This is a genomic window from Chitinophaga caseinilytica (assembly GCF_038396765.1).
GTDB classification, from domain to species: Bacteria; Bacteroidota; Bacteroidia; order Chitinophagales; family Chitinophagaceae; genus Chitinophaga; species Chitinophaga caseinilytica.
Map to the genome: position 1 here is coordinate 3,140,238 of NZ_CP150096.1, position 19,433 is coordinate 3,159,670.

The following is a 19,433-nucleotide window of genomic DNA, read 5'->3' on the forward strand; positions in this document are numbered from 1 at the left end:
GTTTGTGGATCAGAAAGTAACGTTCAGGCCGGCGGTGTACATTTTCATGACCGGGTAGGTAGACTGGTCGCCCTTGCTTTCGGGGTCGCCGACTTCCCTTTTGCTGAAGGTGAACGGGTTCTGGGTATTCAGGTAAACGCGCACGCCTTTGATCCGGAGCGGCCCGGAAGTGGCCATGGGAATGTTATAACCGAGCTGCACGTATTTCACGCGGGCAAAGGCACCGTTAACGGCCCAGAAATCGGAAAATTTCTCATTGGGGCCGGGGGAGGGCAACAGCCGCGGGAAGCGGGCGCCGGGGTTTTCGGGCGTCCAGTAGTCCAGGTGCCAGGTCAGCGGCGTACCGCCTTCTCCGGCAGCGTTGAACGGAATGGCCATTCTGCCGTTGTAGAAGGAAACCACCTGCCCGATGCCGGTTACCATGGTCTCGAAATCGAAACGCTTCCATTTGAGGGAAACACTGGTGAACCAGGTGTTGTAGGGGGTCGAATTGCCGAGTTTCACTTTGTCGTTGTCATTGATGACGCCGTTACCGTCGGTATCGGCATACCGGATATCACCGGCAGCCTGCCCCTGGATGATGGGCACGCCTTTTTCGATGTCTCCCTGCTGGAGGAGCCCCATGCTTTTGAAACCGAAGTATTCGTACAGCAAGCCGCCTTTCTCGTTGATGGTGGTACCGTCGATCAGCGGTTTGGCCTGCGCCAGTTTCAGCAGGGTGGATTTGTTATGCGAATACCCCACGTTGAACGCGATATTGAGATCTTTGGCGAGGTCTGCGTTGTAGGAGAACTTCACTTCCCATCCGGTATTCTTCATGCTGCCGATATTGACGGGCGCGCTGCTGATGCCGGAAGTGAGGCTGGGTTGGGGATAGAGGATGAGGTCGGTCGTTTTTTTGTTGTACCAGTCGAACGTTACGTCCAGCTTGTTTTTAAACAAACTGATGTCTGTACCGATGTCCAGGATGCCGATTTTCTCCCAGGTGATGTCCGGGTTGCCGAAAGTGGTTTCATTGCCGCTGCCGGCGTCGATGGTAGATTGGTACTTATAGGCGCCGATTTCGTTATTGCCCAGTTTGCCGTACGACGCGCGGATTTTGAATTGGTCGAGGAAGGTGAGGGATTGCATGAAATCCTCGTTGCCCACGTTCCATCCCGCGGCAATGGAGGGGAAATTGCCCCATTTTTTGCCCGGCGCGAAGAGCGACGAGCCATCCCGCCTGATGCCCGCTTCCAGCAGATATTTATCATTAAAGCTGTAATTCGCCTTTCCGAAAACGGAGGTGAGCGTTTTTTCCGTCCACGCGTCGGAATTGTTCATTTCCTTCGAGTATCCGCCGATCACGTTCAGGCGGTGCTTCCCGAATGTTTTCGTGTAATCGAGGTTACCGCCGGTGTAGTAATAGCTGGAGCGGTTGCTGGGACTGGCGGATTTGATATCGGTGAAGTCGCGCCCTGTTTTCTGGTCGGTGAAATAATCGAAGAAAAGATAGGCGTCGCGGTTTTGCTTGTCGCTGCCGGAGGAAACGCGGTAGCTGAATTGTCCTTTCAGGAGCAATCCCGGCAGCAGTTCCCATTTGGGCCGGAGGTTGATGAGCACTTCGTCCCTGATCCGGTTGATGAGGCCGCCTCTTTCTGCATTGGCGACGGGGTTCCAGCTTTCGCCGTAGGTGCCGTAGTAAGTATATCCGGGCCTTTCCGGTTTATCGGGGAATTTGGACGCCAGGTTCGGGGGCGCCGTGTACACCCAGCTCAAAATGCCGCCGGTGCCGCGCCCCAGCGCGTAGGGCTCCTTCTGCTCGTCGCGCGAGGCGAAGAGGTCCATGAACACCACGATGTTCTTGCTGAGGTCTACGCTGGTGTTGGCCCTAACGTTCGCACGGTTGAACGAGGAATTATTGACCATGCCCTGCTGGCTGAGGTAGTTGGCCGTGAGTGCGAACCGCGCGGCGCTGTTGCCGCCCGATACGGAAATGGAATGCTGCTGGATGGAAGATTTCTTCCGAACGACCTCATCGCGCCAGCGCGTGTCCGGGTAGCGCACGGGGTCCGATTTGTCGGCCGTTTGCCGGATGGCGTCATCGGAATACAGCGGGTCGCCGCCGTTGTTTTTCAGGGCTTCGTTGGTCATGCGCATATAAGTGGCCGCATCCACGAAATCGGGGGTGAAGGTGGGCGTCTGGAAGCCTGCGTACCCGTTGTACTGGAGGCTGACCACGCCGGGCACGCCTCTTTTGGTGGTGATGAGGATCACGCCGTTGCCCGCCCTGGCGCCGTAAACGGACGCTGCTGCGGCGTCTTTGAGCACGGAAATGCTTTCGATGGTATTGGGGTCGAGCTTGTTCATGTCGAACGGAACGCCGTCTACCAGCACGAGCGGGTCTGAGCTGAGGAAGGTGCCTACACCGCGAATTTTAATAGCGGCGGCGTCGCCACCGGGCAGGCCGGAGCCCTGGGAAACGTTGATACCGGTAACGCCGCCCTGCAGGGCCTGCGACAGCTGTGTGATGGGTTTATTGTTCAGGTTGGCCAGGTTTACCGTACCTACGGAGCTGGCCATGTGTTTTACTTTTTGTTCCGTGAACCCTGTTACCACGAGCTCGTTGAGGCTGCTCACGTTTTCCGCGAGGGAGATGGTGAGGTTGCGCTGGCCGGCGATAACGGTGTGTTCCCGGGGTTTGTAGCCGATCATGGAGAAAACGAGCACTTCATTGGCGCTGGCTTTAATCTCGAAATAACCGTCGGGGTCGGCTATCATGCCGCGGGGCGTTCCTTTTACGGAAACGGTAGCGCCGGGGATGGGTTGCGGGGGCTCGGCCTGGTCGAGGATGCGGCCCCTTACCAGCACGGAATCCGCGGATATTTTAACCGGTTGCGCGCTGGGGAAGATAAGGATGTTGTTCCCTTTTTCCTTCCAGGCGTAGCGGCGCTGGAGCAGCAGGGCGTTCAGCACATCTTCCAGCGGCGTGTCGTGGAAGGAGGCGGTCACCAGTTGGTCGCCGTTCACCTGCGAAGCGTTGTAGGCGAAGCGCAGCGGGGTCGCTTTTTCTATCCGGCGCAATACCTGCAGCAGGGGCTCGTTCCCGGCTTTAAGCGTGAGCTTGAGTTCTTTCAGCCGCTGGGCGGAAACGTTTTCCGCTTTTAACGTGGAAAAAGTGGCGGCGAATAGCGCGATGAGTAAGGTGGAGATCCGCATGAACGCTAAAAAATTTTGGTTGACAGCACAACGCAGCGGTGCCCGTGGCACAAAAGCTGCCCGTGCCATTTCATTTCCATGAAATTGCATAGATTTGTAAGGGTTTGTTTGTTACGCAAATAGAACTCGAATTCCGGCCGCCTTGTCTGACCACAGGGCGGCTTTCTCGTTCCGTTTAGTTTTTTCTCTTGTCGTGAATGTTGCTGGTGCCAGCGGTCGTTAATCCCTGCTGAGCGTGATTCGTTTTTGTTGTTTGTTTACGTGGTAATTAATATTGTTCACATCACATATAATGCTGAGTAGTTCTTCCAGCGGCGCGCTCCTGTTGAAGCTGCCGGTAAATTGTTGCTGCAGGATGTTGTTGTCGGTCGTCTGAATCGTATATCCGTACCATTGCCCGAAGATGGCCATGATTTCTGCCAGTGATTGCTTGTCGAACTGCAATTCCCCGTTCTCCAGTTCCTCCAGTTGAGGGCGGCTTAATTTGAACCGCGACGCGTTGCCGTTCGCGGAAAGCAGCCGGTCGCCCGCGGCGAGGGTGCCCAGCACCTGGCGGTCTCTGCTCACTCTTACCTTCCCTTCCAAAACCGTCACCGTCAAACTGTCCGTTCCCGGGAACGACACAATATGGAAAACGGTGCCCAGCACCTGGGTGGCCACGTTCCCCGTGATCACCACAAACGGAATGCTGGCGGCGGCTACGTCGAAACTGGCGTTCCCTTCCAGCGAAACTTCCCGCTGCTTCCCGGAAAACTTTTTCTCGAAACGGATGGTACTGCCCGGTTGCAGGCTTACGACGGAACCGTCTGGCAACGCCGCCGTACGGGGCTTGTCGATCGCCACCCAAACCTCCATTTCTTTCGCCCGGGGCCGCAGGTAAAGGAACGCTGCGGCGCTGCCAACGAGCACCAGCACGGCCGCCGCCCATTTCCAATAGGGGCGGATGCGGGGTGTGAACACCTGCTCGTGCAGACTGTCCAACTGCCGGATACCGGCGATGCGCTCACCGATCGATTGCTTCAGTTCCTGCCGGACCTGTGCGGATTCCTCCGATTGTGCTTCCAGCCAATTTTCCGTTTGGTCGAAAGATGCGTACCAGTTTTCGACCCATCGTTGTTCGGCCGGTGTGGCTTCTCCGTTCAAATATTTTTCGATCAGGATCAATAAATGATCATTATCCATGTAGGCGCTTTCTATACTTAACGATCCACAAAAGGCTTACCGCCACTCAAAAAACGGATAATCAAATTTCATCCACTTTATGTGAAAATAATATTACCGGCCCGTGCTGAATATGGTTACGTTTGCAGGAGACATACGCTTTATTATCAACCATACACCAACATATAACGAGGACGAGCTTTTCCGGATGCTGCTTGCGGGAAAGGAAGAAGCGTTCGACGCCATTTACGACCGGTATGCGCTGCCGTTGCTCAACGCGGCCTACAAGCGGCTTCAATCGAAAGAAGAAGCGAAAGAGGTGGTGCAGGAAGTTTTCATTGGTTTATTTCTGAAGAAAGACGCCATCAGGCATGCGGGGAATTTATCCGGCTACCTGTTTACCGCGCTGCGCAACAAGGTGCTCGACATTATCAAGACCGATTTGCTGCATGCGTCGCACCATCAGCAAATGCGATTGTTGCAATCGCCCCACACGGAAATCGATCATCAGCTCGAGGAGAAGGAACTGGAAATAAGTATCCGCAAAGCGATCGCGCAATTGCCCGACAAATGCCGGGAAGCGTTTTTACTGAGCAGGTACGAGGGATTGTCGTACAAGGAGATCGCCGGGATATTGAAAGTATCCGTGAATACGGTGGAAAAGCACGTGGGCAAGGCGCTCCGGCTGCTGCGCTTGCAGTTGAACGATACGGGGTTATTGCTGCTGTTGTTGCTCCTCTTCCGATAACTTTTGCTGGCCCTGAAAAAAAGCTGCCAGGCCGAATTGTTGGCCTGGCAGCGGGAAATTTCATTTTCAATTGATGGTTAATTGTAATCCGGGTGCATCGCGGTCCCTGCTGGCGTGGCGTATACGTTGAAAACGGATATCGTGTTTGCAGATCATGGCCTGGCAGGCGCCGGATTTTCCCCTGTAAAATGAAACCAGTTCACATCCATATATCCATCTACGCCTTCCTTCGTGGTGCTGAAATTGAACAGCGCAAACCGGTTGGCGGTCCACACAAGGCCAAGGTCCATTTTTAACGTATTGCCGAACTGCTGGAAATCGCGTCCATTAATACTGTAGGAGAACGTTGCGAGAAATTGCTGATCGGTTGCATGCGCTTTGATCCAGATTTTTGACGGCGCAAATTGCGGGATGCTGTCGATCACTTTGCCGTCGTTCACCATGATGAGCGTATTGCTACCGGCTTCTTTACGGATGGCGATATAGGCGTACGGAAATTCGAAGATCCCGAAACCTGCCACATTTCCTGGTTTCAGGCCGCTTGCGTCTATTTCGGCGATGCCTTCCGATGCAGGGCCCTGCACCCTTTGCGTAAGCGTGTTGCGGGCGGTCTTGAGGTCTTCGGCGAAAGAAGCCTTCAGCCGCAGATGCCCTTTCCGCTCCTTCAACGACCATTTGCTGTTGTCCGGGTTATGGTTCCACTGCCACTGCAATCCCAGTTTCACATGATTGAACTCGTCAGACGTGGCGGGCACCACGACGGGAAAATTCTTACCGAGGTCCGGTTTTTTGCCGGATGCGTATCCCTTGCCGTTTTCGCCGAGGATGGGCCAACCGTCTACCCAGTTCACCGGCAACAGATGCGGTACCCGGCCGATGGGGCCACGGTCTTGCATGATGATGAACCACCAGTCGCCGTTCTGCAACTGCACCATGCCGCCCTGGTGGAGGCCGTTGTTGGGATAAGAGCTTTCGTCCTGGTAGATGACTTTGCTTTCGTACGGACCGGTAATGTTTTTGCTGCGCAAACAAACTTGCCATCCCTCCGTACCGCCCGCGGGGTTGGTGATATAATAATACCCATTGATCTTATACATGTGCGAACCTTCCATGCCATAAGCCGGATAAGGCGCCGTGGAGCCCTCGGGCCGGCGGATGCGCCCCCGCCAGATGGGGATCGTATCAAATGGTTGTTTCACCGACAGCGCATCGGCGTTCAGCTCCGTCAGATACAGCGTCCCGGAACCATGCACCACGTACACGCGCCCGTTGTCGTCGAAGAACAGGCCCGGGTCGTAGAGGTATTGTGGGAAGATGGTCCGCTTCCAGGGGCCTTTCACATCTTTGGCCACGCACATCGAGAACCGGCCGCTGTCGGCCCCCCAACCATCCGGCGTACAAAAACCGACATAGAAGTTGCCGTTGTGATGCCGGATCGTATTGGCCCAGGAACCGTTGAGGTACATGGTGCCGCCCTGCATGTCGAATTTCGGGTCGTCGTTATAGCGGTCGAGTGCATAGCCGGCCATTTCCCAGTTCACCAGGTCTTTGGAGCGGAGGATAGGGCTCCCGGGCACATAGTGCATGCTGGTAGACACGAAGTAGAAATACTCGCCGACGCGGATCACGTCCGGATCGGGCCAGTCGCCCCAGAGGAAAGGGTTTTTGAAAGTGCCGTCGCCGTTGTCTGCGGTGTAGGCTTTCGGTGGCTGTTGTGCCATCAGTGGTTGGCCTGCCAGGCAAACGCCTGCCAGTAACATAAAGAGTGTTTTTTTCATGATCGTTGTTTCCGCAGAAGCGCGCGTTGCTGAATCGCGGCTTTGTATGTTGTGAGTAGCATTTGAGATGTTCAAAGGTGAAGAACGGGGATGGTTCTTGTTGCAACAATATTGATATTTTCAGATGGTTTATTTGCAGAGGGCGGGTGAAAAGCGGGGGCTTCATGGGGCGGCCAACGAATCCATCAGGTAAAAATAGCACCGGTTGCCAGGGCCGGCAAAGGCGGGGAGCACCGTTCTGCCAATTGTTGAAAATATGTAACTTTAGAGCAGGTACTGCACACTTTAACATCCCCAAAACGAATAAACCGCTGTAACGGTATGGTATTCCTTTTTATCCTGATTATTTTGATCGGCACTTTGCCGCTGTTAAAAACGGTCCGCTATATCCGGCTGGAGGAGCGGATCAGAAGGAATGGTATCTCCACTTCCGGCATCGTAACGAGCATCAAGACCACCCGCTACCAGCGGGGCCCGGCAACAGACAGGGTGCATGTGAGATATGGCAGCATCATTCCTGGCCAGTACCATACCGCGGACTTTGTGGCCAAATACGGGAAATACAGGACCGGAGATTCCGTTCCGGTAAAATACCTCCCGGAAAAAACCGATAAGATCGTTGTGGCGGAGAAAAGAGGGTACTGGTTGATGTTGATATTTTCCATCGCGCTGTTGCTGTTCGTGTTTTTCGCCGTGTACAAGATCCATGAAATGGTGCAGGCGGATGGCGGCTATACCTGACTTCCTTCAACAGCGCGCAACCGCAGGCGCCCCATTTGTCTCCGGCTTTTTTCGTTTGGTAGATGAGGTACCTGATCGCTGTCCGGTGCAAAAAAAATGAAGAAACGCTTGCTTATATGTACATATGTACATACATTTGAAAAACCAGTGTGATTTGAATCAGCATCCAATTTTCGGCGAAAGTGCAGTAGAATAACGCTTAACGGTAGTGGGGACCGATGTCAGGAACCGCTATGCAACGGAGGCATGGTACATTGCGTAACGCAGCAACAGCCCGCGGATTAGCAAACCCTGTGAATTAAGAATACAACATGGAAATGAAAAAACTGCATGCCTGCATGTCTTTGACAGCAGCGATGGCACTCTTTTGCGGAAACATATCCGCGCAGGAGCGCGTCTACAGCATCGTTCAGCAAGTGCGACCAAGCGAGATCCGGTTGAATGCCTCGGGCACTTTCGGCGCCGATCAAAACGTGGGGCACCTCACAGACGGCTCCGGTCTGCAAGACAGCCTCCACGATAACAACGGCAGCGCCTCCACCATGTGGCACACCGCTTTACAGCCGGCAGCCACCAGTCCGGCCGCGGGCGTGCCCGCATTCCCGGCCTGGGTGCGGTTCGATTTTTCGTCGCCCAAAGCCTTCAGTTCCCTGCTGATCTGGAACCACAACCAGGAAAGGCTCACCAACCGCGGGTTCCGGGCAACCAAAGTGTACGGCACCACCGACGGGCAGCATTGGCAGCTGCTGAAAGGGTTTGAGCTGCCGGAAGCCAGGTCCCTCAACGGAAAAGCTTCAAAAATCGACATCCACGCCGCTTCGCCTTTGAAAGCAGTTATCATCGCGGCGGAATCCAACTGGGGCGGCAATGTTTTCGGGCTGAGCGAAGTGAAATTCGAATCGGAAAAGAAACTGAATGAAGCGGAGCTGCCGTTTCCGCAAGACTTTAATTGCACGTCCACGAGCATTTACCGCTACTGCAAAGATGGGAAGCCCGGCCGGGAAGTGACGCTGGATTTTTCGGGGAACAGCTTGTATGCGGCTTCGGAAATCGAAGTGGTGGTAGACGGGCGGAAGGAAACCGCTTCGCTGCCGTTCAATAAATACGGCTACGAATCCGCAAAGCTCGTGCTGCCTTCCGGCGTAGGGGTCAACAAAGAGATCCAGGTGTTCGTGCAGCTCAAGGCGGGCAAGCGGGTGATGCGGAAATCGTTCATCCTTCCCAAACAAAGGCAATGGACCGTTTACATTTATCCGCATTCGCATGTAGACATCGGTTATACCAATACGCACGAGAACGTGGAGATCATCCATAAACGGAACCTCGTCAACGCCATCCAACTGGCCAAACAAACGGCCAACTATCCCGATGGCGCCAGATATCTCTGGAACCCGGAAGTGATCTGGCCGGTAGAGCGCTATCTGAAAGACGCGTCGGCCGACGAGAAGGCCGATCTGTTCGATGCTATCCGCAAAGGCTACATTCACCTGGATGCGGGGTACATCAACGATAATACGAGCGTTACGGCAGATGAAGAGTTCCCGGGTTTTTTCGGCGAAGCGAAGCGGATGGAAAAGATCACCGGCGTTCCCGTGCGCACCATCGTGCAAGTGGATGTTCCCGGAATGACATGGGGGATCGTGCCCATGGCGGCGCAGTTCGGGATCAAATATGTGTTTGCGCCTTTTAATGGGTCAGACAGGACGGGACTGGCCGATAAAGTGAATTTCAAGCCGTTCTGGTGGATCGGGCAAGACGGGGTTTCGAAAGTCCTGTTCCTCCAGCCCGGCGATTATACCCCCGGCGCAAGGGCAAAAGGGTACATGTTCTGGCCGTTGATGGCCGGACAGAAAGATCCGTCAAAACTCATCCAGATCGTGAAAACCGACCGCCCGCGCGACCACTTTATTGACGGCTACTTATGGCCGAAACTGAAGGAGCTGGAGCAGGATGCGGACTATCCTTACGATCTGTTTCCCATGACCTGGGCGATGGCCGACAATACGCCCATCGACGCCGATCTTCCCGACGCCGTCAAAAGCTGGAATGAGGAATACGCCTATCCCCGGTTGGTGATTTCCAGTTCCACCGGCATTATGTCTGCCTTTGAAAAGAAATACGGTGACGTGATCCCCACGTACCGCGGCGATTTCACGGAATACTGGACGGATGGCCTGGGCTCGGCGGCAAAGGAAACGGGCATGAACCGCAATGCAAAAGAGCGACTGATACAAGCAGATGTGCTCTGGTCGATGCTGCGCCGCGGCGAAAAAGCACCCCGCGCAGCGATGGACGAGGCCTGGCGGAATGTGTTGATGGGCTCAGAGCATACCTGGTGCTACATGAACCCCAACCAGGAAGATATGCAAAACGCCATCTGGAAAGGGAAGCAGGCTTTCTTCCGGAATGCTGAGGAAGGGAGCATCCGCCAGCTTGCACAGTCGCTGCAACCGGTAGCCGCCGAATCGTCTGAAACTGTGGCGGTCTTCAATACGCTGGCCTGGCCGAGAAGCGGGCTGGTCACACTTTCCGGCAGCCAAAGCAAAGGGATTTTATCCGTGTGGGATGAGCAGGGAAGGGCGGTGAGCACACAGCGGCTGAGCACGGGCGAACTGGTGTTCATGGCCAGCGGCATCCCCGCCTACGGTGCGAAAAACTATAAATTAAGCACCCGTGCCGCAGCGGGACCGAAAATGAAAATGGCGAAAGGGAATGTGCTCGATAACGGCGTGCATCGCATCGTGCTGGACCCTGCTACCGGCGACATCGTCAGCATTAAGGATAAAAAAGGAGAGGAATTCGTGAACGATACGGATGCCAGCAAAGTCAACAGTTTCCGGTATTTATTGGGAAGCGGGAAGCAGGTAGCGAGCGGTCCGCAATATGCGGCGAACGCGGACGGTGCGGTGCAATCCGGGCCAAATGTCAGCGCGAAGGGAACCGGGCCTTCGAACGTCCGGTTGTCGATTAAGGAAAACGGGCCGCTGGTAGCTTCCATCCTCGTGGAATCGCAGGCAGACGGATGCAATGCACTGACACGCGAAGTGCGCGTGGTGGCGGGCCAGGCGGAAATCGAAATTGAAAACTGGGTAGATAAGGTAGCCACCACCCGGAAAGAAGGCATCCACTTCGGGTTCGCGTTCAACGTGCCGGATGGCCGCACGCGGATGGATATTCCCTTTGGCGTGGTAGAAATGGAAGTGGACCAATTACCCGCTGCGAACCGCAACTGGATGGGGCTTCAACGCTGGCTGGATATCTCGAACGGGGAGAAAGGCGTAACCTGGGCTTCTTTGGACGCGCCGATTTTTGAAAGCGGAGGCATGACCGCCAACATAATCGGCGGCGCGTTTCATTCGCCGGAATGGATAGCGCGTTTGCCGCTGAGCTCCACCGTGTATTCCTGGGCGCTGAACAATCACTGGCACACCAATTTTCCGCTGTTCCAGGAAGGGAAGGTCCGGTTCCGTTACCGGATGCTCCCGCATCTACATGCTTACGACGCTGTAAAAGCTAACCGCTTCGGGCTGGAGCAGGCGCAGCCTTTGGTGGTGGCGCCTGTCCGGGAAAATGTTAAGATAGGGCAGTTGGTAGGGGTAGACAATGAGAAGGTTTTCATTTCGATCGTAAAAACGGCAGCGGATGGCAAATCCATGATCATCCGGCTCCGGTCGGTTTCCCCGGCCCCCGAAAAAGTGCGGCTCCATTTTCCTTCTTTCAAACCTGCTTCCATCCGGACTTGCATCGCAGATGAAACGCCGGGGGAGGAAACAGGGACAGACATCAATTTGCTGCCTTACGGCCTCACCACGCTTATCGTCGAATAAAAATCATAGCCATTCATCCATGAAAATGAAACGAAGCTTCCTTTTGCTTTGCCTCGCGCAATTGGCCGGAACACTGGGGTTTGCGCAGGAAAAGCGCCCCGTCGGATATGTGGACGTTTTCACCGGGACCTCAAATTCCCGCTGGATGCTGGGCCCCTATGCCACGCGCCCCTACGGCATGATCCAGCTGGGGCCAGACAACCAGGGTGCCAACCAGGGCTACAACTGGATGGCCGGATATGAGTACGCCATCAACAGCGTAAACGGCTTCAGTCACCTCCATGCCTGGACGATGGCCGGCCTTCGCATCATGCCCACCACGGCGGATCTCGTATTTACTGATGAGCCTGCGGACGCGCCCTACAAAGGCGCTGGTGCCGGCTACCATTCCCGGATACAGAAGGAAACAGAGAAAGCATCACCCGGATATTATTCCGTTTACCTGTACGATCATGACGTTCAAGCGGAAATGGCGGTTACCGCCCGATGCGGCCTGCAACGCTATACGTTTCCGGAGAAGCAGGAATCGCGGGTCCTCATCGATCTGCAGTTCCCCGCAGAATACGATTTCAATGTAAAAGACGCACGCATCACGAAAGTTTCGGATACGGAGATCGAAGGATATGCGGAGTCGGAATCCGGTGGCTTCAACAACTACAAGCTGTGTTTTGTGCTGCAATTCGATAAACCGTTTCAGTCTTTTAACGGCTGGACCGGCCGTAAACTGGAACGGAACACCCGCGAGGTTGCAGGAAAAGGCGATGTGGGCGCATTCGTAACTTATACAACGAAAAACGGAGACCAGGTGCATGTACGGTCTGGCGTGTCGCTGGTTAGCATTGAACAGGCGCGCCTGAACCTGAAAACGGAAATGGCGCCTTTCGGCTGGAATATCGAAGCGGTAAAAATAGACGCCGAAACCAGTTGGAACGATCTGCTGTCAACGATCCAGGTGGAAGGAGGAACGGAGTCAGACAGGAAAAATTTCTACACCAACCTGTACCGCGTGTTCGCCGCCAAACAAACCTGGAACGACGTTAACGGTAAATACATCGACCCCTCCGAGCAGGTACGGACATTGCAATATTGTAAAAACATCTACGGTGGAGACGCCTTCTGGAATACCTTCTGGAACCTCAACGGCGTATTGAGCCTCGTTGCCCCGGAAATCATGGAAAACTGGGTCGGCACCCAGCTCGAGCTTTTCGAACATACCGGTTGGACGGGCAAAGGCCCCACCGGCCTGGAATACTCCGGCATCATGGAAGGCTCCCACGAAATTGCGCTGATGGCCGCCGCGCTGCAGAAAGGAATCATCAAAGACAAAGCCATCGCCGAAAAAGTATACCAGGCGGCGAAATTCACAATGATGCACGAAGGCGTGAACATCCACGGCGGCAGCGCCGGAAACCCCAGGCTAAAGGAGTACATGCGCTTCGGCTACGTTCCCTATGAGCTCGACAAGACCAACAAAGCCCTGGACTATGCGTTCGACGACTACTGCGTTGCGCAGATGGCGAAGAAGCTCGGCAAAAAAACCGATTACGATTACTTCATGAAACGCTCCCAAAACTATCGGAACGTTTTCAATCCGGAACTGAAGTTTGTAGTGCCCAAAGACTCCCTGGGCAAATGGATGCCGCATTACGACGAGTTTTCGAACAATTCGTTCGTGGAAGGGAACGGATGGCAGTACTCGTTTTACGTGCCACACGATGCGCATGGCCTGGTAGGCCTGATGGGGAAAGACCTGCTCAACCAGCGGCTGAACGACGGGTTTGAAAAATCGGTCGCGCATAAATTCGCAGCCCACGCCCTCGACCGGACTACCGGCGAGCGCCATGAATACTATATCAACCAGGGAAACGAGATCAACATGCAGCCCGCGTTCCTGTTCAATTATTCCGGAAAGCCCTGGCTGGCGCAAAAATGGTCGCGCGCGATCATGGAGGTTTTCTATGGCGATACGCCTTATCAGGGCTGGGAGGGCGATGAAGATGAAGGCCAGATGGGCGGCTGGTTCGTGATGAGCGCGATGGGACTGTTCGAGATGCGCGGCGGCACGGAAACGGAGCCCGAGCTTGATCTCACCAGTCCGTTGTTCACCAGAATCCGCATCCGCCTCGACCCGAAATATTATAAGGGCGGCGAGTTCGTCATCGAAGCGCGCAATAATTCCAGGGAGAACATCTACATCCAATCCGCCACCCTGAACGGAAAGCCGCTCAATCGCCCTAAAATCCTGTTCAGGGATATCGTGAGCGGCGGGAAGCTGGTGTTGGAAATGGGGCCGCTGCCTAATGAGAACTGGGGGACGGCGCCGATGTAAAAAGGGTGGCTCAGGAACGTGCCCGTTACCTCCGAATCCGCTTTTTTCCTATTTTTAACCCGGAAACCAGCCAAATCAAAATCGAAGGCGCATCCGGGCATATGCAATACAATTCAGACATCGAGCAGGCGTTGCTGCGGCGGATCGCCGGGGGCGACGAACAGGCTTACCGGGTCATCTTCGACCGGTATGCCGACAGGATGTATGCCAATGCCCTCCACTTCACCAAATCGCCCGAACTTGCCAAAGACCTCACGCAGGAGGTTTTCATCCGGGTATGGCTCCACCGTTCAAGGCTCACCGAAATAGACCGGTTCGACGGGTGGCTTTTTACCGTAGCCCGAAACGTGATCCGCAACGAGCTGCGTAAAAAGGTGCTTTCCACCGAGAATATCGAATTTTTGCAGGCGTATTTTAAAGACGGCAGTCTTACGCCGGAAGAGCGCCTGGAGTTCCGGGAGCTGGAAGCGCGGGTAGACGAGGCCATCGCCCACCTGCCGCCGCAAATGAAATCGGTTTTCCTGTACAGCCGGCAGGAAGGACTGACGCATGAACAGATTGCGCAAAAAATGAATATTTCCGTCGTTTCATCCAAAACGTACATGGTGCGGTGCCTGCTCGCCATCCGGCGGCACCTCGGCAAAAACGGCGCCCGGCTGGGGCTGTTGCTGTTTTTGCTGTCGAAATAAAAAATATTTCGGCCGGCACGTCTTACCCCCGCATCATTTATTGTCTTTATTCCAACAAACCATGCATATGCATCCGTCCGAATTAGATTCGCTCCTGCAAAAGTTCCTGGAAGACACGATCTCCGAAGCGGAACTGGACGCCCTCCGCCGGCATTTCGCCGACGAAGGCGCGGCCAGCCAACAGGAAGCGGCCATCGAGGCCGTCCTGTGGAAAGCCCGCTTTACCGACGTGCTTCCGGGATCGAAGGAGGAAGCCTTCGCGCAGGTGATGCAGGCCGCCCGCGAACGGGAAGCCACGCCGCCAACCGTCGTTCGCCCCCTCCGGCGCTGGTGGCCCGCCGCTGCCGCAGTGGCCATATTGTTGGGAGCCGGCATCTGGATGACTACACAGCGTTCCCAACGGCAACAGGATGCAGTTGCAGATACCCGTTCCGGTGACGGGATACATCCGGGCCGCGAAGGGGCCATCCTCACACTGGCCGACGGTACCGAAGTGGTGCTGGACAGTATGCAGAACGGGGTGGTAACCACGCAGGGCGCCACCACGCTCATGTTGCAGAACGGACGGCTTTCGTACGACGAAAAGCACGATGCCGGCAAATCGGCCGATGCCTATAACACCATTGCCACGCCGCCGGGCCGGCAATTCCAGATCGTATTGCCGGACGGCACTAAAATCTGGCTGAACGCCGCATCTACCTTGCGATATCCCGTCGCGTTCAGGGGCGGGGAGCGGAAAGTGAAAGTGGAAGGGGAGGCTTACCTGGAAGTGGCGGCAGATGCCGCGCGGCCTTTTATTGTGGACGTGGCGGGCGGAACGGAGGTCCAGGTACTGGGGACCAGCTTCAATATCAATGCCTATAAAGATGAGAAAGTGCAACGTACCACGCTGCTGCAGGGCAGGGTACGCGTGAAAGCCGCGGGCGGGGAGCGCATCCTCGATCCCGGGCAGGAAGCCGTGGCGGACGGCCAGCTTTCCGTCAACAATAACGCCAACCTGGCACAGGCCATAGCCTGGAAAAACGGTGTTTTCCATTTCGAGAATGCCAGCCTGGAAACCGTCATGCGCCAGCTTTCGCGCTGGTACGACGTAGAAGTTGTATATGAAAAACAGGTGCCCGCGCTCACCTTCGGGGGAGAAATGGGCCGGAACCTGGAACTGAAAGACGTATTGGAATTCCTGGAAGGATCAGGGGTGCATTTCCGGATCGAAGGCCGGAAGCTGATCGTATCGCCCTGAGGGGATTTCTGAAGGTGACTATTCCCGCCGATTAACGGAAACGGCAAAGCGCCGCTATTTTATCAACTAAACCTTTGCAAACAGCTATGCAATCAAACGCTCGATGCAACCGGTACGGGCATCGTATGCCCTGTACAGACGGCGGCTACCGCCGGTTGCCAACCAACCTCCATGTAACTGTCATCACCGCGATGCTATTATTTTTCAGCATCGGGGCGTATGCGCAAAAGATCACCTACGCCGGTAAGAACGTGCCGCTGGAGAAAACATTTTCCGTCATCAAAGCGCAGACCGGTTACCTCGTGGTGTACAGTTCCGGACTGTTGAAAGACGCGAAAAAAATTACCGTGAACGCCAGCAATATGCCGCTGCAAACGTTCCTGGACAAGATATTCGAACAGCAACCGCTGAAGTATGTCATTAAACAAAACACCATCCTGCTGACCCCAAAAACGCAATCGGCCGGCGTCCCGGAAAAGGAAGCCGCCATCCGGGAAGAAATGGACCGCGCGCAGGAGCAGGTTATCACCGGCATCGTGACCAATGAACAAGGCGTGCCCATCCCCGGCGCCACCCTCCGCAGGAAAGGCGGCACCAACGGCGCTGTTACCGGCGAAGACGGCGCTTTCCGGCTCAACGCCGGCAAAGGCGATATCGTGCTCGTGCAGATGATGGGGTTCCGCATGCAGGAAATCGCCATCGGCGGGCAAAGCACGCTGAAGATCTCGCTGCAGCCCGAAGCGGTAAACCTGGAGAACGTGACCATTTCCACCGGGTATAAGAAAATCCCGAAATACCAGCTCACCGGCGCCGCGTCCGTCATCACCGAAAAGGAATATGACCAGCGCGTGGCCGTTACCGGCAATTTCCTCGAAAGCCTCGAGGGTAAAGTGCCGGGGCTGGTGTATAACAGCCAGACGGGCGAGCTTTCCATCCGCGGCGTTTCCACCTTCGATGCGGTAAAAAGGCCGCTGATCGTGGTAGACGGCTTCCCGACGGAGATCGACCTCAATACCATCAACCCCATCGATATCGTTTCCATTTCCGTACTGCGCGATGCCGCCGCGGCATCCATTTACGGGGTGCGCGCTTCCAACGGCGTGATCGTCGTGGAAACGCGGAGAGGCCAGGCCGGCAAGGCCCGCTTCAATTTCCGCGCCACCACTGCCATGCAGGACGCGCCCGATTTCGGGTACCTGCGCTACGCCGGCGCGCCGGAATTTGCCGGGCTGCAGGAAGCGCAGTTCCGGAAATCCAATCCCTCAGAATCCAGCTACACCACCACAGGCGGGCCCCCGGCACCGGTGTTCCAGATCCTGTTCGACGAAAAAGCCAATCGCATCACGCCCGCCATCGCCCGCCAACGGCTCGATTCCATTGCCGGGTACGACAACCGCCGCGATTACGAAAACCTGTTCTACCGCTCCCGCGCCGCGCATAACCTCAACCTCGACGTGAGCGGCGGCGGCGAGAAAAGCACCTATCTTTTCGGCGTAAACTACATCGGCGAGAAGCGCGAAGGCATGAATGCAAAAAACGACCAGCTCATGCTCAACCTGGCCAATACCTTTCAATTGTCGCCCCGCATCCGGATGGACTTCCGCAGTACCTATGCCCACGCCGCATCCGGCCAGGGCGTGATCCCTTCGCTGACGGACTTTTATCCCTACGAACGCCTCACCGACGAACACGGCAATCCCGTTTCCGTTGTGCAGGGCCCCAACCGCGATTACCTCAGCACCGGCACTTCGAAAGCCCGTAACGACCGGTTGATCGCGGCGGGGCTGTACGATCAGCTCTATTATCCTTACCGCCAGCTGACCGCCAATACCACCGATATCAAAACCAACTCGGTGAAAGTTCAGGCCCGGCTGGAAGGGAAGATCGCTTCCTGGCTCACCGCGGAAGTAGGCGGGAACTACGAATACCTGCAAGGTGTGTCGAAAAACCTGTTGCTGGAATCGGCTTATGAAGTGCGTCAGCTGCTCAATATGAAAGCCACGAAAGACGCCAGCGGGCGCCCGCAGTTCATCGACGTTCCGCAAGGCAACATCCTCCGGAAAACCGATCAGAATGCCATGAACTACACGCTCCGCGGACAGCTCAATGCCGATAAGCGTTTCGGGGATCATGAGATCACCGGCATGCTGGGCGCCGAACAACGCAGGACGACCGCAGACGCCACGCTGGCCAGCTTCTTCGGGTACGACGGTCAAACGCTGCTCAGTAAGCCCGTCAACCTCCAGCGCGCTTCCCTGTCTACCCGCCCCGCATTTACCGACGCGAACATGTACGGCTCCGGGATGAACCTGACGAACTATTTCAACGAAACCAGCAGCGACCGCCGCTTCATGTCGTATTACGCGCAAGCCACCTACATCTACAAAAGCAAATACATCGCAACGGGCAGTTACCGGATCGACCAGTCGAACCTCTTCGGCGTGGACCCGAAGTATAAATACCGCCCGCTTTGGTCTACCGGCCTGGCATGGCGCCTGCATATGGAGGATTTCCTGAAAGACAAAACCTGGATCAGCGAACTGAAACTGAACGCCACCACCGGCCTCAACGGCAACGTGCCCCTCAGCAATAACGGGCCGTTCCTCATCCTGCAATCGCAGCTCAACAATCTGTTCGACGTATCGCAGCCCGCATATTTCGTGCTGACGCCGGAGAACCAGTCGCTCCGCTGGGAAACCACCCGCTCCTACAACCTCCGCCTCGATTATGGGTTCTTCAACAACCGGCTGTACGGTTCGGTGGATTATTACGTGAAGCGGACCAACGACGTGTTCGGGCAGTACGACGCCGATCCCACCACCGGGTTCAACCAATACAACGCCAATACCGCCACCATCCGCAACAGCGGGGTAGACCTGCTCATTTCCTCCGTGAACGCGCGCAGCCGGAAATTCGAATGGCGGACTTCGCTCACCGCATCGCTGAACCACAACAAGGTGCTGGCGGTGAAAGCCACGGAATATGATAATTCCCAGAGCATCACCAGCAACCGCATCAACCGGAAAGATTATCCGATGGATGCCTTGTTCAGTTATAATTACGGCGGCCTCACCAACATGGGCAAACCCTTCGTGAACGACCGGAAAGGCGGGCAGCATATCCTCAACTTCTACGGTGCGGCCGTGGTGGACGTCACGTTCGACGATCTCATCTACAACGGGACGGTTACGCCCAAATACGTGCTGGGCTTGAACAACCAGTTTACGGTAGGAGCTTTCGACCTGTCGTTCCTCTTCATGTATTACGGCGGCCACGTTATGCGTGTGGAGCAGCCCAGCCCGGACAACCTCGGTTCCTACGCCACGCCGCTGCTGGAAGGTTCCGCCAATTACTGGAAGCAGCCCGGAGACGAACTGGTGACGCAGATCCCCGGATTTACACCCGGCAGGGCGGCTGACCCGTATTATTTTTCGTCGTACGCGCGATATGGGTATAAGTATGCATCGCAATTCGTGCGCCGGGCCGATTACATCCGCCTGCGCGATGTGGTGCTGACCTGGAACGCCAATTTCGCTTTCATGAAGAAAGCGGGCTTCTCCCGCACGCAGTTGCGCCTGCAGGGGCAGAATATGTTCAAATACACGTTCAGCGGGAATGATATCGATCCGGAAGCCATCGACCGCGTGAGCGGCCGCCGCCGGCTGGAAGTACAGCCGCTGTACAGCCTTTCCCTTTTCACTAACTTCTAAGGCCCGAACATC

General features: G+C 55.6%; 10 protein-coding genes. 7 read left to right on the plus strand and 3 right to left on the minus strand.

The annotated features are described in order from the left end of the window. Positions 1–9: 9 nt before the first annotated feature. Together WJU22_RS13030 and WJU22_RS13035 are read right to left on the minus strand one after the other, a co-directional pair. On the minus strand, positions 10–3,198 hold the full coding sequence (locus WJU22_RS13030) for a TonB-dependent receptor (RefSeq protein ID WP_341843670.1): 3,189 nt from the start codon (positions 3,196–3,198) through the stop codon (positions 10–12). 219 nt (positions 3,199–3,417) lie between these two features. Next, positions 3,418–4,380 carry a FecR family protein gene (locus WJU22_RS13035; protein ID WP_341843671.1) on the minus strand — a complete coding sequence of 321 codons (963 nt, stop codon included), beginning with the start codon at positions 4,378–4,380 and terminating at the stop codon, positions 3,418–3,420. 112 nt (positions 4,381–4,492) lie between these two features. Here WJU22_RS13035 and WJU22_RS13040 point away from each other — a divergent pair, with 112 nt between their 5' ends. After that, entirely contained in the window at positions 4,493–5,107 is a 615-nt protein-coding gene (locus WJU22_RS13040) for an RNA polymerase sigma-70 factor (RefSeq protein WP_341843774.1), read from the plus strand. A gap of 152 nt (positions 5,108–5,259) precedes the next feature. Here the strand turns inward: WJU22_RS13040 and WJU22_RS13045 are convergent, their stop codons facing one another. Further along, a complete protein-coding gene (locus WJU22_RS13045) occupies positions 5,260–6,885 on the minus strand; it encodes a glycoside hydrolase 43 family protein (RefSeq protein ID WP_341843672.1) in 1,626 nt (541 codons plus the stop codon). 321 nt (positions 6,886–7,206) lie between these two features. On the opposite strand from WJU22_RS13045, the gene WJU22_RS13050 reads away from it, so the two are divergent. The 6 genes from WJU22_RS13050 to WJU22_RS13075 all read left to right on the plus strand — a co-directional run bounded on the left by WJU22_RS13050 (position 7,207) and on the right by WJU22_RS13075 (position 19,421). Beyond that, complete coding sequence (locus WJU22_RS13050; RefSeq protein WP_341843673.1) at positions 7,207–7,626, plus strand: DUF3592 domain-containing protein; 420 nt, start codon at positions 7,207–7,209, stop codon at positions 7,624–7,626. Between the two features lie 317 nt (positions 7,627–7,943). Then, positions 7,944–11,453 (plus strand): glycoside hydrolase family 38 C-terminal domain-containing protein, encoded by a 3,510-nt coding sequence (locus tag WJU22_RS13055; RefSeq protein ID WP_341843674.1) that lies wholly within the window; start codon positions 7,944–7,946, stop codon positions 11,451–11,453. A 19-nt stretch (positions 11,454–11,472) separates the two neighbouring features. Further along, positions 11,473–13,782, plus strand: coding sequence for a GH92 family glycosyl hydrolase (locus WJU22_RS13060; protein WP_341843675.1), 2,310 nt, complete (start codon positions 11,473–11,475; stop codon positions 13,780–13,782). A gap of 101 nt (positions 13,783–13,883) precedes the next feature. Next, positions 13,884–14,471 carry an RNA polymerase sigma factor gene (locus tag WJU22_RS13065; protein WP_341843676.1) on the plus strand — a complete coding sequence of 196 codons (588 nt, stop codon included), beginning with the start codon at positions 13,884–13,886 and terminating at the stop codon, positions 14,469–14,471. Between the two features lie 67 nt (positions 14,472–14,538). Continuing rightward, positions 14,539–15,711, plus strand: a complete 1,173-nt coding sequence (locus WJU22_RS13070; protein WP_341843677.1) for a FecR family protein — start codon at positions 14,539–14,541, stop codon at positions 15,709–15,711. A gap of 86 nt (positions 15,712–15,797) precedes the next feature. Next, positions 15,798–19,421, plus strand: a complete 3,624-nt coding sequence (locus WJU22_RS13075; protein WP_341843678.1) for a SusC/RagA family TonB-linked outer membrane protein — start codon at positions 15,798–15,800, stop codon at positions 19,419–19,421. Positions 19,422–19,433: the final 12 nt, after the last annotated feature.

Coding starts and splice junctions, on each gene's coding strand:
- WJU22_RS13045 (WP_341843672.1), bottom strand. CDS start 6,885: ATGAAAAAAACACTCTTTATGTTACTGGCAGGCGTTTGCCTGGCAGGC.
- WJU22_RS13070 (WP_341843677.1), top strand. CDS start 14,539: ATGCATCCGTCCGAATTAGATTCGCTCCTGCAAAAGTTCCTGGAAGAC.
- WJU22_RS13055 (WP_341843674.1), top strand. CDS start 7,944: ATGAAAAAACTGCATGCCTGCATGTCTTTGACAGCAGCGATGGCACTC.
- WJU22_RS13040 (WP_341843774.1), top strand. CDS start 4,493: ATGGTTACGTTTGCAGGAGACATACGCTTTATTATCAACCATACACCA.
- WJU22_RS13050 (WP_341843673.1), top strand. CDS start 7,207: ATGGTATTCCTTTTTATCCTGATTATTTTGATCGGCACTTTGCCGCTG.
- WJU22_RS13035 (WP_341843671.1), bottom strand. CDS start 4,380: ATGGATAATGATCATTTATTGATCCTGATCGAAAAATATTTGAACGGA.
- WJU22_RS13030 (WP_341843670.1), bottom strand. CDS start 3,198: ATGCGGATCTCCACCTTACTCATCGCGCTATTCGCCGCCACTTTTTCC.
- WJU22_RS13075 (WP_341843678.1), top strand. CDS start 15,798: ATGCAATCAAACGCTCGATGCAACCGGTACGGGCATCGTATGCCCTGT.
- WJU22_RS13060 (WP_341843675.1), top strand. CDS start 11,473: ATGAAAATGAAACGAAGCTTCCTTTTGCTTTGCCTCGCGCAATTGGCC.
- WJU22_RS13065 (WP_341843676.1), top strand. CDS start 13,884: ATGCAATACAATTCAGACATCGAGCAGGCGTTGCTGCGGCGGATCGCC.